This window comes from Sphingobium lignivorans (genome assembly GCF_014203955.1).
GTDB lineage: Bacteria > Pseudomonadota > Alphaproteobacteria > Sphingomonadales > Sphingomonadaceae > Sphingobium > Sphingobium lignivorans.
The window spans coordinates 2,215,567-2,230,399 of the sequence record NZ_JACHKA010000001.1 but is presented as its reverse complement, the minus strand read 5'-3'; the positions used below and the strand labels follow the sequence as shown (position 1 = coordinate 2,230,399).

At 66.7% G+C, this 14,833-nt stretch carries 13 protein-coding genes and 1 pseudogene; 6 read left to right on the top strand and 8 right to left on the bottom strand.

The annotated features are described in order from the left end of the window. Nucleotides 1-220: 220 nt before the first annotated feature. Nucleotides 221-1,543, bottom strand: a complete 1,323-nt coding sequence (locus tag HNP60_RS10320) for a replication-associated recombination protein A (protein WP_184153335.1) — start codon at nt 1,541-1,543, stop codon at nt 221-223. 165 nt (nt 1,544-1,708) lie between these two features. Here HNP60_RS10320 and HNP60_RS10315 point away from each other — a divergent pair, with 165 nt between their 5' ends. The 3 genes from HNP60_RS10315 to HNP60_RS10305 all read left to right on the top strand — a co-directional run bounded on the left by HNP60_RS10315 (nt 1,709) and on the right by HNP60_RS10305 (nt 4,220). Further along, nucleotides 1,709-2,419, top strand: coding sequence for a PadR family transcriptional regulator (locus HNP60_RS10315; protein ID WP_184153333.1), 711 nt, complete (start codon nt 1,709-1,711; stop codon nt 2,417-2,419). 115 nt (nt 2,420-2,534) lie between these two features. Continuing rightward, nucleotides 2,535-2,846, top strand: a complete 312-nt coding sequence (locus tag HNP60_RS10310; protein WP_014076461.1) for a DUF2218 domain-containing protein — start codon at nt 2,535-2,537, stop codon at nt 2,844-2,846. Nucleotides 2,847-3,029: 183 nt separating this feature from the next. Beyond that, nucleotides 3,030-4,220, top strand: coding sequence for a mechanosensitive ion channel family protein (locus tag HNP60_RS10305; protein WP_184153330.1), 1,191 nt, complete (start codon nt 3,030-3,032; stop codon nt 4,218-4,220). A gap of 289 nt (nt 4,221-4,509) precedes the next feature. Here the strand turns inward: HNP60_RS10305 and HNP60_RS10300 are convergent, their stop codons facing one another. The 3 genes from HNP60_RS10300 to HNP60_RS10290 form a co-directional block, all read right to left on the bottom strand. Beyond that, a complete protein-coding gene (locus HNP60_RS10300) occupies nt 4,510-5,655 on the bottom strand; it encodes a glycosyltransferase family 4 protein (RefSeq protein WP_184153326.1) in 1,146 nt (381 codons plus the stop codon). 102 nt (nt 5,656-5,757) lie between these two features. Next, a complete protein-coding gene (locus HNP60_RS10295; RefSeq protein WP_184153323.1) occupies nt 5,758-7,953 on the bottom strand; it encodes a 3-hydroxyacyl-CoA dehydrogenase NAD-binding domain-containing protein in 2,196 nt (731 codons plus the stop codon). A 15-nt stretch (nt 7,954-7,968) separates the two neighbouring features. Continuing rightward, nucleotides 7,969-9,177, bottom strand: a complete 1,209-nt coding sequence (locus tag HNP60_RS10290) for an acetyl-CoA C-acetyltransferase (RefSeq protein WP_184048334.1) — start codon at nt 9,175-9,177, stop codon at nt 7,969-7,971. Nucleotides 9,178-9,574: 397 nt separating this feature from the next. On the opposite strand from HNP60_RS10290, the gene folE reads away from it, so the two are divergent. The 3 genes and pseudogenes from folE to HNP60_RS20385 all read left to right on the top strand — a co-directional run. Beyond that, nucleotides 9,575-10,183: a GTP cyclohydrolase I FolE gene (gene folE, locus HNP60_RS10285; protein ID WP_184048337.1), complete on the top strand. Its 609-nt coding sequence runs from the start codon at nt 9,575-9,577 to the stop codon at nt 10,181-10,183. Further along, nucleotides 10,180-10,950, top strand: coding sequence for an SDR family oxidoreductase (locus tag HNP60_RS10280; protein WP_184153320.1), 771 nt, complete (start codon nt 10,180-10,182; stop codon nt 10,948-10,950). Before folE ends, HNP60_RS10280 begins: the two co-directional genes overlap by 4 nt. A 773-nt stretch (nt 10,951-11,723) precedes the next feature. Continuing rightward, nucleotides 11,724-11,843, top strand: a pseudogene (locus tag HNP60_RS20385) (PEPxxWA-CTERM sorting domain-containing protein); the annotation flags it as partial. A gap of 165 nt (nt 11,844-12,008) precedes the next feature. On the opposite strand, the gene rplI reads toward HNP60_RS20385, so the two are convergent. From rplI to HNP60_RS10255, 4 genes are all read right to left on the bottom strand, one after another. Continuing rightward, the gene (gene rplI / locus HNP60_RS10270) at nt 12,009-12,611 is read right to left on the bottom strand and encodes a 50S ribosomal protein L9 (RefSeq protein WP_184153314.1); all 603 of its coding nucleotides are present in this window, start codon (nt 12,609-12,611) and stop codon (nt 12,009-12,011) included. A gap of 13 nt (nt 12,612-12,624) precedes the next feature. Then, nucleotides 12,625-12,849 carry a 30S ribosomal protein S18 gene (gene rpsR / locus HNP60_RS10265; RefSeq protein WP_014076452.1) on the bottom strand — a complete coding sequence of 75 codons (225 nt, stop codon included), beginning with the start codon at nt 12,847-12,849 and terminating at the stop codon, nt 12,625-12,627. Between the two features lie 13 nt (nt 12,850-12,862). Further along, on the bottom strand, nt 12,863-13,282 hold the full coding sequence (rpsF, locus tag HNP60_RS10260) for a 30S ribosomal protein S6 (RefSeq protein ID WP_184153311.1): 420 nt from the start codon (nt 13,280-13,282) through the stop codon (nt 12,863-12,865). A gap of 180 nt (nt 13,283-13,462) precedes the next feature. Next, entirely contained in the window at nt 13,463-14,737 is a 1,275-nt protein-coding gene (locus HNP60_RS10255; protein ID WP_184153308.1) for a chloride channel protein, read from the bottom strand. Between the last annotated feature and the right edge of the window lie 96 nt (nt 14,738-14,833).

The following is a 14,833-nucleotide window of genomic DNA, read 5'->3' as shown; positions in this document are numbered from 1 at the left end:
GCACTTTTCAGCTATTTTCCTTCGTCGTCCCGGGCTTGGCCCGGGATCCCGCTGCCTTGAAGTTTGCCGGTGCCAGCCTGTTCTGAAGAACAGGAAGAAGTGGGATCCCGGATCGAGTCCGGGATGACGTCGTTCGTGACGGGATGGTGTCCGCCAGAGCTTCTAAATTGGGCTACGCCGCCTTGAGCCGGCTGTGGGGCCGCGACCGGTATCCTCGGTGTCAGGCGCCTGCGCGCTGTTCCCGCAGGCCGTCCCAATAAGCCAGCCGCTCGCGGATCTTGTGCTCGAAACCGCGATCGACCGGGGCGTAGAAGGTCTGCGGAGTCATGTCCTCGGGCCAGTAATTGTCGCCCGAGAAGCCTTCGTCCGTATCATGATCGTAGCTGTAGCCCTTGCCGTAGCCGATCTCCTTCATGAGCTTGGTGGGCGCATTGAGGATGTTGGCGGGCGGCATGAGCGAGCCGGTCTCCTTGGCCGAGCGCCACGCCGCCTTCTGGGCCTTGTAGGCCGCGTTCGACTTGGGCGCAGTGGCGAGATAAAGGCAGGCCTGCACGATGGCGAGTTCGCCCTCCGGCGACCCCAGAAACTCATAGGCATCCTTGGCGGCAAGGCACTGGACGAGCGCCTGCGGGTCGGCCAGGCCCACATCCTCGCTGGCGAAACGCACGAGGCGGCGCAGGACGTAGAGCGGCTGCTCCCCCGCAACCAGCATGCGGGCGAGATAATAGAGCGCCGCTTGCGGGTCCGAGCCGCGCAGTGCCTTGTGAAGCGCCGAAATCAGGTTGTAATGCCCCTCGCGATCCTTGTCGTAGACGGGCATGCGGCGATGGAGCAGGGCGGCGAGGCCCGCCGGATCGAGCGGTTCGGCAATCGATATGCCCTGCAGCGTCTCGACCTGATTGAGCAGGAAACGCCCGTCTCCGTCTGCCGAGGCGATGAGCGCGGCCCGGGCGTCTTCCGTAAGCGGCAAGGGGGCGCCGGCGAGCGCTTCGGCGCGGACAAGCAGTTCGGCCAGGGCCGCTTCATCCAGACGACGCAGGATCAGGACCTGCGCACGCGAGAGCAAAGCGGCATTCAGCGCGAAGCTGGGATTCTCGGTCGTGGCGCCGACCAGAGTGACCGTCCCATCCTCCACATAAGGCAGGAAACCATCCTGCTGGGCGCGATTGAAGCGGTGGATTTCGTCCACGAAGAGCAAGGTGCGCTGGCCGGCAAGGGCCGCGTCGCGCGCTGCCGCGAATGCCGCCTTGAGGTCCGCGACGCCCGAGAACACCGCCGATATGGGGGCGAAGCGCATGGCGACCGCATCGGCGAGCAGCCGGGCGAGCGTCGTCTTGCCAGTGCCGGGCGGACCCCAGAGGATCATCGAGGACAGCCGTCCCGCGGCCACCATGCGCCCGATCGTGCCTTCCGGACCGGTGAGATGATCCTGGCCCACCACCTCGGCAAGCGAACGGGGGCGGAGGCGATCGGCGAGAGGCGCGTCGCGCGGCGGCGCCTGAGGGCTGGTTGCGGCGGGAGCGCCGCCGAAGAGATCGGACATGCGGCCTATATAGGGCCGACGGAGGTCGGTTGCACAGGCATGGGCCGGCAAGATTTCCGCTGCGCCCGTGCCACGCGACCCGAGATTTCGATGAAAGCGAGATAGGGGCTTGCAAAGACCTGTCTAAGATATATCTTAGAGCTATCACAACGACTCAAGGACGATATGATGAGACATGGAAGATCAGGCGGGCCCGCAGGCCCGGGGGCATGCGACGGGCGGCAGGGATCGCGCGGGCATGGGCGAGGCCGACGCGGCTTCGGGAACGGGTTCGGGGACGATTTCGGAGAGGCCATCGGCAGCTTCGTCAATTCGACCATTCGCAATGCCATGCGCGGCCGACATGGCCCGGGTCCGGGGCCGTTCGGTGCCGAATGGAACCCCGCGGAGCGGCGTGGCCCCGGGGGCCGGGGGCGCGGTCGCATGTTCGATGGCGGGGAACTGCGCCTCGTGCTCCTCAAGCTGATCGGGGAAGGACCGCGCCATGGGTACGACCTTATCCGCGCGATCGAGGAGCTGACGGGCGGCGCTTATGCCCCGAGCCCCGGCGTCGTCTACCCGACGCTCACATTGCTCGCGGACATGGAATTGATCGGCGAGGGCGAGAGCGAAGGGGCGCGCAAGCTCTATGCGATCACGCCGGCCGGCGAGGCCCATCTGGCCGAACATGCCGAGGAAGTGAACGCGCTGATGGCACGGCTCGAGGGCTTGCGCGAGATGCGCGAGCGGGCCGACCACGGGCCGGTGCGGCGTGCCATAGGCAATCTCAAGGCCGTGCTGCATGCCCGCATGGGACGTGGCGCGGGCAGCGACGAGCTGCCGCATGACATCGCCGCCATTCTCGACGAAGCCGCGCGCAAGATCGAACGGCTGTGAAGCCCCCGCGCGGCTGGCCTTGCGCCGGTCGCGTGCAAACCCAATGTGAGGCATGGACGTCGCTTCTCCCCTTTGAAGCGGCGTCCACGCCTCGGACCATCAGGATGATGAACGCATGACCAAGGCCATTGCCCGCGTGCCGACCCGCAACGGCAGCCGCTATCTCCAGCAGCTCTGCAAGCACTGGGCTCATAATCTCGCGGTGGAATTCACGCCCGAGCACGGCACCATCACTTTCCCCCGCGATGCGCGCGGCGCCACCTGGGCCAGTGATGCCCTCGTCACCATGGATGCACGAGACGAGACGCTTGACGTGACGATCGATGCGAGCAGCCCCGAGCATCTCGACGCGATGAAAGGCGTCGTTGCGCGGCATCTCGACCGTTTCGCGTTCCGCGAGGCCCCGCTCACGTTCGACTGGGCTTAAGAGGACGGTCCGAACGGGCTTTCCCACCCGACAGACACTGTTGAACCGGGGTTGAACTGGTGCGGGGAAGGGCGACCTCTCCTGCCTGTGTAACCCGCGCGGCTCCCCGATCGACCCCGGCCCGGGAACTCTCCGCCTTGCTGCGCCGTTGCCACGGGACAGCATCATCAGCGGAGAGACATTATGGACCGAGCGATGGCCGGGCTGCCCGGCTGGCTGGCGAGCCTGATCGTGGCAGGCGCGGCGATCATCGTGGCGCTGACCCTTCACTGGCTTGCGGTGCAGATCGTGCGCAGGGCGTCCGCGCGCAGCGTGTCGAGCATCGACGACAATCTGCTCCTGCGCCTCAGACAGCCGAGCCGCTGGCTGTTCGTCGCGATCGCGCTGTCGCTGGTGCAGCCGGCCCTCGCGCTCGACGAAGGGGGGCTGCGGCTGTGGACCCGCCTCTCCGGCCTGCTTGTCCCGGCGCTGATCGGCTGGCTGGCGATCGCCGTGCTGGGCGTGGTGTTCGACATCATCCAGGCCCGCGCCGATATCGACGTTGCGGACAATCTGCGCGCGCGGCGGCGGCGCACCCGCTCGGGCATCCTGTACCGGATCGCGATCTTCATCGTGCTGCTCGTCACCTTCTGCATGATGCTGATGAGCATTCCCAGCGTGCGGAGCATCGGGGTAACGCTGATCGCCTCGGCGGGTCTTGCCGGTCTGGCTGTCGGCGCCGCCGCGCAGCCCGCGCTCAAGAACCTCATCGCTGGCATTCAGATGGCCTTTACCGAGCCGATCCGGATCGACGACGTCGTCATCATCGAGGGCGAATGGGGGCGCATCGAGGAAATCCGCCTGACCTATGTGGTGGTGAAGGTGTGGGACGAGCGCCGGCTCGTCGTGCCGGTCTCCAAATTCCTCGAGGACAGTTTCCAGAACTGGACCCGGCAGACCAGCCAGTTGCTCGGCAGCGTCTTCTGGTATCTTGATCCGGCGACCGACATTTCCCGGCTGCGGGAGAAAGTGGGCGAGATCATCACCGCGCATCCGCTGTGGGACGGGCGCTTCTGGAACATGCAGGTGACCGACACCAAGCCCGAGGCGATGGAAGTGCGGGCGCTGATGACGGCGGCGGACGCCTCCAAGGCCTTTGACCTGCGCTGCGACGTGCGTGAAGGGCTGCTTGCCTTCATCCGCGACGCGATGCCCGATGCGCTGGTGCAGTATCGCGGGCGCGTGGCCATGGTCGGCGGCGCGGGCGAGGGAGGCGCGAACCGTGGCGGGCCTGATCGCGGCGGCCCGGACCTCGGCAGTTCCGACACGGGTGGCGGGATCGGCGGGGCAGGGTCGATCCCTGCCACATCGAGGGGCGAGGGGGCTGCTGTTTAATGATAATTAGTGACAGTTATTTCAGATGGTTGCAATAAACTCTTCAGTCATGCGGCGTAGACAAATTGGCGGACTTTGAGGAAGCTAGAAGCGCTTTCCAGCTTTTTCCTTTGTCCTCCCGGACTTGATCCGGGATCCCGCTTCTTCCGGTTTCTCAAGCCAGCTGGGGCCCGGCGACCTTCAAGGCAGCTGGATCCCGGATCAAGTCCGGGATGACGTCGTTAATGACGATAGGGTGCGCCGCCAGGGCCTCGAAATTTGTCCAGGCCGCAAGGGCAGAGCCGACACTTCAGGCCTTGTGCGCGAGTGCCTCATAGGCCTTGAGCATGTCCGCGTTGACTTCTTCCCACTCGTAGCCGCGCACCCGCTCGTGGCTGGCGAGGCCGGCCGCGCGCCGCAGGGCAGGGTCTTCGATGAGGCGCTGGATGGCGTCCGCATAGGCGCTGACATCCTGCGGCGGAACGAGGAAGCCGGTGACGCCGTCCACCACCAGATCGACCGATCCGGTCGCGCGGGCAGCGACCACGGGCACGCCGGCGGCCATCGCCTCGGTGGTCACATTGCCGAACGTCTCGGTGACCGACGGCATGAAGAAGATGTCCATACCGGCCACGGCGCGGCCCAGATCGTCCCCGGCCTGGAAGCCGGTGAAGGCCGCTTCGGGCACGCGGCGCGCGAACCATTCGCGCGCGGGGCCATCGCCAATGACCAGCACCTTGTGCGGCACGCCACGCGCCTTGAGCGCGGCGACGACATCGGCAAACACGCCCAGCCCCTTCTCGAGCACCAGCCGGCCGAGAAAGCCAACCGCCACCTCGTGCTCCGCGATGCCGAGCGCGCGGCGCCAGGCCTCGTCCCGCCGGCCGGGATTGAACCGGGCGTGGTTGATGCCGCGCGACCAGACGCCGATGGGGCTCGACACGCCCCATTCGCGCAGCAGCGTCACCATGCTCTGGCTGGGCACCATCACCTGATCGACCCGGTTGTAGAAGCGCTTCTGCGCCCAGACGAGCAGCGGCTCGGTGAAGCCGAGATGATAATAGCGCGGATAGGTCTCGAACCGGGTGTGCAGCGACGCGATGGTGGCAATGCCCTGCGCGTGCGCCCAGGAGACGGCGCGATGGCCCAGAATGTCCGGCGCGGAGACATGGACGATGTTGGGGCGATAGGCCTCCAGATCGGCCCTGACCGCATCGGGCAACCCGCGCGCGAGGCGATATTCCCCGCGGCCGCCCGGCATGGACCAGCTCGGCACCGACACGAGATCGCCCGTGGGCGGGAAAGCCGGCGTCGCGATGGTGGGGGAATAGACGCGCACGGCGGCACCCGCGGCCAGCGCCGACCCCATCAGACGGTTGAGCGCCTGATTGGCGCCGTCCCGGACATAATTATAGTTGCCGCTGAACAGGGCAATTCGCAGGTCGCTCGCAAGCATGGCCGGCCTATAGCGAGCGGACCGGCCGTGGCATAGGGCCTATGGACGCCATCGCCTCCATGGCCGTTTGCCCCGGCGATGCGGCAGGTGCGGCGGGGCGGATCAAGCCGCTCTGGCGCCTGCCTTGCCATAATAAGTGGCGCCGCTCGCCGCCATCTCGCGCAACTGGGCTGGCGGGGCGAAGCGCGCGCCATGGGCCGCCGTCAGCCGGTCCAGTATCTCGACCACCTTCGCCGGGTCGATCGTGTCGATCGCGCTGAACGGCCCGCCGGTATAAGGCGCGAAGCCCCAGCCGAAGATCGCGCCGATGTCGCCATCCTGCGGCGTCACCAGCACACCCTCGGCAAAGCAGCGCGCGCACTCGACGAGCTGGCGATAGAGCAGGCGCTCGCGCACGGCCTGCGGAGAGGGCTGCATGAGGGCGAGGGGATATTCAGCGGCAAGGCCCGGCCAGAGCGACTTGCGGCCGCCATCGGCCGGATAGTCATAATAGCCCTTGCCGTTCTTGCGGCCGAGCCGCCCCAGCGCGACCATGTGCGCGGCCACATCGTCGGCGAGGCTCGGCACATAGGCATCGCCCAGCGCGGCCTTCGTCGCCACCGTCACCTTGTGGCCCAGCTCGATGGACACTTCGTCCGAGACCGCGAGCGGCCCCACCGGCATGCCGAGCTGCCGGCCGACATTCTCGATGAGGGCCGGGTTGATCCCTTCCGCCAGCATCTGCGTGCCTTCCTGCACATAAGTGCCGAAGCAGCGGGACGTGTAGAAGCCGCGCGAGTCATTCACCACGATGGGCGTCTTGCGGATCTGCGCGACGAAATCGAGCGCCTTGGCGAGCGCCGCATCGCCGGTCTGCTTGCCCATGATGATTTCCACCAGCGGCATCTTCTCGACCGGCGAGAAGAAATGGACGCCGATGAAATTCTCCGGTTTCGTCCATGCCTTGGCAAGCGATGTTATCGGCAGGGTTGAAGTATTGGAGCCGAAGATCACGTCCGGGCCCAGCACGGTTTCCACGCGCTGCGTGATCTCCGCCTTGATCGCCGGATCCTCGAACACCGCCTCGATGACGAAATCGCAGCCCTTGAGCGCCGCCGCATCCGTGACCGGCGTGATGCGGCCCAGCGCGGCCTCCATCTTCTCGGGCGTCATGCCCCGGCCAAGACGCTTCTGCATCTGCGCCTGCGCATGGGCCTTGCCCTTGTCCGCCGCGGCCTGATCGCGGTCCAGCAGCACGACTTCGATGCCTGCCTGCGCGGCGACATTGGCGATGCCCGCGCCCATCATGCCCGCGCCGAGCATGGCGAGCCTCTTGGTCGGCGCCTTCTCGACGCCGGCCGGGCGGCGGGCGCCGCGCTCGGCCGCCTGCTTGGAGACGAACAGTGTGCGCACCATGTTGCCGGCCTGCGGATCGGCGACCACCCTGGCGAAATATTTGCTTTCCACCCGGATCGCCTTGTCCATGGGCAGCTGGATGCCCTCATAGACCGCCGAGAGCAGCGCGTGCGGGGCGTTCATGTTCCGCTGCGTGGTCTTGGTGGTCATCACGGTCGCGGCCATCATCGTCTGGATGAAGCCGGGATTGAACTGGCCCGACCCGCCCGGGACCTTGAAGCCCTTCACATCCCAGGGCTGGGTGTGCGCGCCGGGATTGGCCTTCACCCATGCCCGGGCCGCCTCGACGGCCTTGCCGGGCTCGGCCAGCTCGTCGACCACTTTCATGCCGAGCGCCTCGGCCGGACGCCAGCTCTTGCCCTGCAGCATGTACATGAGGGCGCCCTGAATGCCGACGAGGCGCGGCAGGCGCTGCGAGCCGCCGCCGCCGGGGAAGAGGCCGACCAGGATTTCCGGCAGGCCGATGGTCACGCGGGGATCGCTGGTCAGCACCCGGCGATGGCAGGCCAGCGCCAGTTCGAGGCCACCGCCCATGCAGGTGCCCTCGATAGCGGCGGCGACCGGCTTGCCGCAGGTCTCCAGCCGGCGCAGCAGCGCATTGAGGCGGAACACGCTCTCGAAGAGCTGGCCCATGTCCGTGCCATCACCCGTGCCGCCGTTCGACACGGCATCCTGAAGCATCTTCCCGAGATATTTGAGGTCCATGCCGGCCATGAAGCCGCTGGCCTTTCCGGAGCTGATGACGGCGCCCTTGACCGCCTCGTCATCGGCGATGCGCGTGATCGCGCCGGCAAGATCGTCGAAGAAATCCGGCGTGATGACGTTCATCGACTGGCCGGGTACGTCGATCGTGACCAGCGCGATGCCGTCGCCGTCGATGTCCAGGGAGAGGGTAGTGGCCATGATGTTTCGCTCCTCTCAGATCCGCTCGATGATGATGCCGGTGCCCATGCCGGCGCCGACGCACAGATTGACCAGCGCCGTGCCCTTGCCGGACCGCTCCAGCTCGTCGAGCGCGGTGCCGAGCACCATGGCGCCGGTTGCGCCCAGGGGATGCCCCATGGCAATGGCGCCGCCGTTCACGTTGATCTGCGACGGATCGAGATCCAGCGCCTGCATGTAGCGCAGCACCACGCTGGCGAAGGCCTCGTTGAGCTCCCAGAGATCGATGTCCCCGGTCGTCATCCCGGCCTTTTTCAAGAGCTTGTCTGCGATACTTTCCGGCCCTGTGAGCATGATCATCGGTTCCGAGCCGATGGAGCCCATCGCCTTCATCCGCGCGCGGGGGGTAAGGCCATATTTCTCGCCCATTGCCCGGCTGCCGACCAGTACGGCCGCCGCGCCATCCACGATGCCCGAGCTGTTGCCGGCATGATGGACATGATTGACGCGCTCCAGCTCGGGATAGCGGAGCAGCGCAATGGTATCGAAGCCGGGCATTTCCTCGCCCATCGCCACGAAGCTGGGCTTGAGCGCGGCGAGGCTCTGCATCGTCGTCTCGGGCCGCATATGCTCGTCGCGATCCAGCACGACCTGGCCGATGACGTCGCGCACCGGGATGATCGACCGGGCGAACCGGCCCTCGTCCCACGCCGCCTTGGCGCGCCGCTGGCTCTCGACGGCATAGGCATCGCAATCGTCGCGCGAGATGCCGAACTTGGTGGCGATGACATCCGCGCCGATGCCCTGCGGCGCGAAATAAGTGGCATAGGCCACGGCGGGATCGGACGCCCAGGCGCCGCCATCCGCGCCCATCGGCACGCGGCTCATGGATTCGACGCCGCCGCCGATCGCCAGCTCGGCCTCGCCGCTCGCCACCTTGGCGATGGCCATGTTCGTCGCCTCCAGCCCGGATGCGCAGAAGCGGTTGATCTGCACGCCGGGCACCGTATCCGCGAAGCCGGCCGTGAGCACCGCCATGCGCGCGATGTCCGTGCCCTGCTCGCCGACCGGCGCCACGCAGCCGAGAATGACGTCGTCAAGATCGGCGGTATCGATGCCGTTGCGATCGCGGATCGCCTGGAGCGCCTGCACGGCGAGCTGGACAGGCGTGATCTCGTGAAGCGACCCGTCCGGCTTGCCACGCCCCCGGGGCGTGCGCACCGCGTCGTAGATGAAGGCTTCCATGGTCGCTCTCCTGTGGATCGGCTGTTGGCGCGGGGGGCGCGAAGGTCTGGCGGCAATATGCGGTATCCGGCCTGCCTTTCGCAAGGGAAGCGCGCGAGGAGCGGCGAAAAATAGGCAGTGCCGGGCCAGCGGAAACGGGCCGGAATCAGCAATTTTCCAGCCTTACCCTAACGTAAACGGAAGGTCTGTGTGCGAATGAGGAGGCGAGCGAATTTTCGGGACGCGAAGGCCGTTCTGCGCACCTTGGGACCTGCCCACCGGGCGGCGCGGCCCGCGACTCGGACCATGCGGTCCTGCATCGCGGGAGTTGAATCGCGGCGCGCAGGAACCTATGTGCCCGGCATCAGATCAACCGGCATGCGCTCCGTATGTCCCATGTGCAGCGAGGGGGCTCCGTTTGGCCAGCCAGCAAGTCGAAACCGATATCCGCCCCGGCAAGCCCGACGTGCCTGCCGAAGTGAAGGACGCCATCCGCACGCTGATCCGCTGGGCCGGCGACGACCCCGATCGCGAGGGTCTGCTCGAGACGCCCAAGCGCGTGGCGCGCGCCTGGAAGGAATATTGCGAGGGCTATGCCGAGGACCCGGCCTATCATCTCTCGCGCATCTTTCATGAAGTGGGCGGCTATGACGAGATCGTCATGCTCAAGGACATCCCGTTCCAGTCGCATTGCGAGCATCACATGGCGCCGATCATCGGCAAGGCGCACATCGCCTATCTGCCGCGCGACTATGTGGTCGGCATCTCCAAGCTCGCGCGCGTGCTGGAGGCCTTCGCGCGCCGGTTGCAGGTGCAGGAGCGGCTGACCGCGCAAGTGGCCGATTGCATTTGGGAGCATCTCAAGCCGCATGGCGTGGCCGTCGTCATCGAGGCGACGCATGGCTGCATGACCGGGCGCGGGGTGCGCACCCACGGCACCGTGATGCGCACCAGCCGGATGATGGGCGTGTTCAAGCGCGACGAAAAGAGCCGGGAGGAAGTGCTGCGCCTCATGGGCGTGCAGTGAGCGCCGCCGCCATGCCGCTCGCGCTCGTCACCGGCGGCCATCGCCGGCTCGGCGCGCGGATCGCGATGGGCCTTGCCCGGGCGGGCTATGCGCTGGCCATCCATGGCCGCCATGACGCCGAGCCGCATCCCTTCCTTGCCGAATGCCTCGCGGAGACAGGCGTGCCCTGGGCCGGGTTCGTCGCCGATTTCCTGGAGCCGGGCAGCGCCGAGACGCTGGTGCCGGCCATCGCGGCCCATTTCGGAAGGGCGCCGGACCTCCTTGTGAACAGCGCGTCGCTGTTCGGGCAGGACCGGCTCGACAGCGTGACGGGCGATGAACTGGCGGACCATTTCGCAGTGAATGCAAGCGCGCCGATCCTGCTCACGCGCAGCTTCGCGCGGGCCGAGCGGCCGGCGGAAGCAGACGCCTGCATCGTCAATCTGCTCGACCAGCGCCTGGCGCAACCGCACGGCGACCAGCTCGCTTATACGGTGAGCAAATATGCGCTGGCCGGCTTCACCCGCATCGCCGCGCGCGAACTGGCGCCGCGGGTGCGCGTCAATGCCGTGGCGCCGGGGCTGACGCTGGCGACCGAGGATTATGGCGCAGAGCAGCTCGCCCTGCTGGGGCAGGCGATGCCGCTCCAGGCCCTGCCCGAGCCTGAGGATGTGGCGCGGGCCGTGCTCTACCTCGCCGGCGCGCGCGCGGTGACGGGGCAGACCATCCATGTCGATGCCGGCGCACACATGCGCAGCTATCCGCGCGACTTCATGCATCTGGGATAGGCCGGCCGGGGCATGGGCGTGCTGAATCAGGACGAAGAAAGGCCCCGAGGGGCATTCATTCACCAGCCAGTAATGTTCTTGCTGTCACCTGCGGCCCGCTCGATGTGAAATGGGAGGACTCGGGGAGAGACAGGCCCCCTCATGGCGCGGCGATCCGCGCTCCGAGCAAGGCGCGCGCAAGATACGCCCTGCCAGGTTCACAGTTTCATACAGCGCTCCGCGAGCATGGAGCGCGGGACAGCAAGGCAGCTCCGGCCCCTGACGGAATGCGCGGCCAGTCGGCAGGCGCAGGCCGATCAGGCGTGGGTGCGCCTTGCAGGGAAGAACAGAGACAGACAATGAAGACCATCAATGCCCTCGCCGGTGCCATGGCACTCGCGATGGGAGCGGCACCCGCCGCCGCAACCACCTCCTTCATCACGGACCCGATCACCAATCCGTCGAGCGCTTGGGAGGGGATCGACTATTGGGGCGTGCAGGTGACCAGCCGCGACCATTTCGACCAGCTGCTGACCTTCGACATCCCCGACTACAGCAAGATCGACATCGTCATGCAGGGATCGCCGAAGTTCCGCTTCACGGACATCCTGCTGAACGGCGTGTCCATCCTCAGCGATTTCTCGATCGGCTATTCGCCCGCGCTGACGGCCACCGGCTATGCCAATGCGGGCGCCGTCTCGCTGCAGTTCGTCGGCGACTATACCTGCAACGATTGCTGGGGCGACTGGTTCGGCGGCTATGTCCAGGTGAAGCAGGCGGAGGCGCCGGCCCCGTCCGACCCGGGCGCGATTCCCGAACCCTCGAGCTGGGCGATGATGATCGGCGGCTTCGCGATCGCCGGTGCGCTGATGCGCCGCAACAGCGCGCGGCGCAGGACCGTTTCCTTCTCCTGACACTGGCCGGCGGCTCCGGCGTGAAGCCGGGCCGGACGAAAAAAGCCCCGACCGCGATGGCGGCCGGGGCTTTTTCATGTCGGTGTGGCAGGGCCGGGGCGTGTCCATGAAAAAGGCCGCCCGAACGGATCGGGCGGCCTTTGTCCGGTTTTCGCGATGCCGGGATTATTCGGCGTCGGAGGTCGTCTCTTCCTCGGCGGTCTCGGTCGCGATCTCGCCGGGCTCCGCATTGGGATCGTAATCCTCGGTGAAGCCGGCCTCGTCCTTTTCGAACATGGAGGCCATGACGTCGACGCCGTCCTTCTGCAGATCGGCTTCCTCGGGCGAGCGAGCGACGTTGACCTGCACGGTCACGGCAACTTCCGGGTGCAGGGAGACGCGCACGTCGAACAGGCCAAGCGTCTTGATCGGGCGTTCCAGCACGATCATCGCCTTGCTGACGACGGTGTGACCCGCCTCGTGCAGCGCCTCGACGATGTCACGAACCGACACGGAGCCGTAAAGCTGGCCGCTGTTCGACGACTGACGGATCAGGACGACCTGAACGCCATCGACCTTCTCGGCCGCCTTGGCAGCGTCGTCACGACGGGCTGCGTTGTCGGCCTCGATCTTGGCGCGGTTGGCCTCGAACACCTTCTTGTTCGCGTTGTTGGACCGCAGCGCCTTCTTGTTGGGCAGCAGATAGTTGCGCGCGTAGCCGTCCTTGACGGTCACGACGTCGCCGATCGCGCCCAGCTTCTCGATACGCTCGAGCAGGATGATTTCCATGGGTCCGCCCTCCTTACTTCACGATGTAGGGCAGCAGGCCCAGATGACGGGCGCGCTTGATCGCCTGGGAAAGCTCGCGCTGCTTCTTCGCCGAGACGGCGGTGATGCGCGAGGGGACGATCTTGCCACGCTCGGAGACGAAGCCCTGAAGCAGGCGAACGTCCTTATAGTCGATCTTCGGCGCATCCTTGGCGGCGAAGGGGCAGGTCTTGCGACGGCGGAAAAACGGGCGTGCCATTGGTCAGGTCTCCTTATTCGCCGTCGTTGCTGGTGGCGGCGCTGTTGCTGCCGCTGTCGTCGCGATCACGTCCGCCGCGACCGCCACGGCCACCGCGCTCACGCTCGCGCTCGTTCTTGCGCATCATCACCGAAGGGCCACCCTCGAGTTCCTCGACGCGGACGGTCATGAAGCGGATCACGTCTTCATTGATCTGCGTCTGACGCTCCAGCTCGGCGACGACGCCAGCCGGCGCGTCGATGTTGAGCATCACATAGTGAGCCTTGCGGTTCTTGGCGATCTTGTAGGCGAGGTTCCGAAGACCCCAGCTCTCCACCTTGGTCACCTTGCCGTCCTGGGCTTCGATGATCTTGGCGGCATTTTCCGCAAGCGCATCGACCTGGGCCTGAGCCAGATCCTGACGCGCAAGGAAGACATGCTCATAATATGGCATGGTTCTATGCATCCTGTGTTGGCCGATCGCTGATGGCCGCCCCATGCGAACCACCCCTCCGGCTGTCGTCTCAAACAAAGAAATCGCGCGACGAAAGGCTTTCCGTCCCGCGAAGCGGCGGCCTATGACGGAAAATGCCGCTCAAGGCAAGAGCGCAATCTCCGGAAAAGCCGGGAATCGCTAGCGCTGGAACTGGCGTGACAGCGCGTGATAGAGCTTGGGCCGGCAGATCTGCGAGCTGACCCAGTTGGCAAAGATCGCGGTAGCGAAGAGAGGCAGGATCATCGTGCGATCCGCCGTCATCTCCATCATGATGATCGAAGCGGTGAGCGGCGCGCGGACGACGCCGGCGAAATAGCCGATCATGCCGAGCAGGACGACCGCGCCGTGCGGCTGATCGGGGAAGATGAAACCGAGGAGCTGGCCGAAGCCCGCACCCACCGAGAGGGACGGCGCGAAAATGCCGCCCGGGGCGCCGCTGACGGCTGTCGCCAGCGTGGCGACGAGCTTGGCGGGGCCGAAAGTCCAGGAAACCTCCTCGCCGGACAGGAGCGCGCGCGTCGTCTCATAGCCGGTCCCCCAACTGATGCCGGCGGTGAGGATGCCGGTGATCGCCACGACCAAGCCGCAGACCCCCGCGACGAGCAGCGGCCTTGCCCGCATGGCCCGCGTGAGCGGACTGCGCGACCAGGCGATGGCGATCAGCGCCCGCGAGAACAGGCCGCCCGCCACGCCGCCCGCGAGCCCGGCCACCGGGGTGAGCAGCAACATCGACGAGATCGGCATCGACTGGTTCATGGCGCCGAAATAGACGTAGTCGCCGGCCAGCCAGAGGCTGGTGATGCCGGCCATCATCACGGCAGCCATCACCACGATGGCGATCTTCTGCTCGAACGCGGCGGCAAGCTCCTCGATGGCGAAGGCGACGCCGGCGAGCGGCGTGTTGAACGCGGCCGCCACGCCCGCCGCGCCGCCGGCGATGATGATCCCGGCAGACACCGGGACGCGTAGCCAGCGCTGCACTGCCGCCATGATCGCCGCGCTGATCTGCACCGTGGGCCCCTCGCGGCCGACCGAGCCGCCGGCGAGCAGCATGCCGAGCGTGCCGAGGAACTTGAAGCAGGCGGTGCGCAGGGAGAGCAGGGCCCGGGCTTCCGGCCGGTCCGGCATCCGGGCGGCGGCCATGGTCTGCGGAATGCCCGATCCGCGCGCTTCCGGGCACCATTGCCGCGTCATGTAGGTGACGGCCACGAAGAGGGCAGGCGTGACGATGAGCGGTGCATAGGGAAAGGCATCGGCGACGCCCACGAAGAGATGCTGCGCGGCCTCACCCAGCTTGGCGAAGAGCACCGCGACGACACTGAGCAGCAGGGCGCCCCCGATCGCGCCGATGCGGCCGCGCAGCACGCGCGCGTCCATGCGGCGAAGGGCCGGCGGGAGCTGAGGCTTGACCATGTCCGGACTTCCCTATGGACTGGGCCAAGGCGATACAACGGGAATATCCCGATGATCGGGGGATGAGGGCGAACGTCCCTCATGGGCTTCGACCCA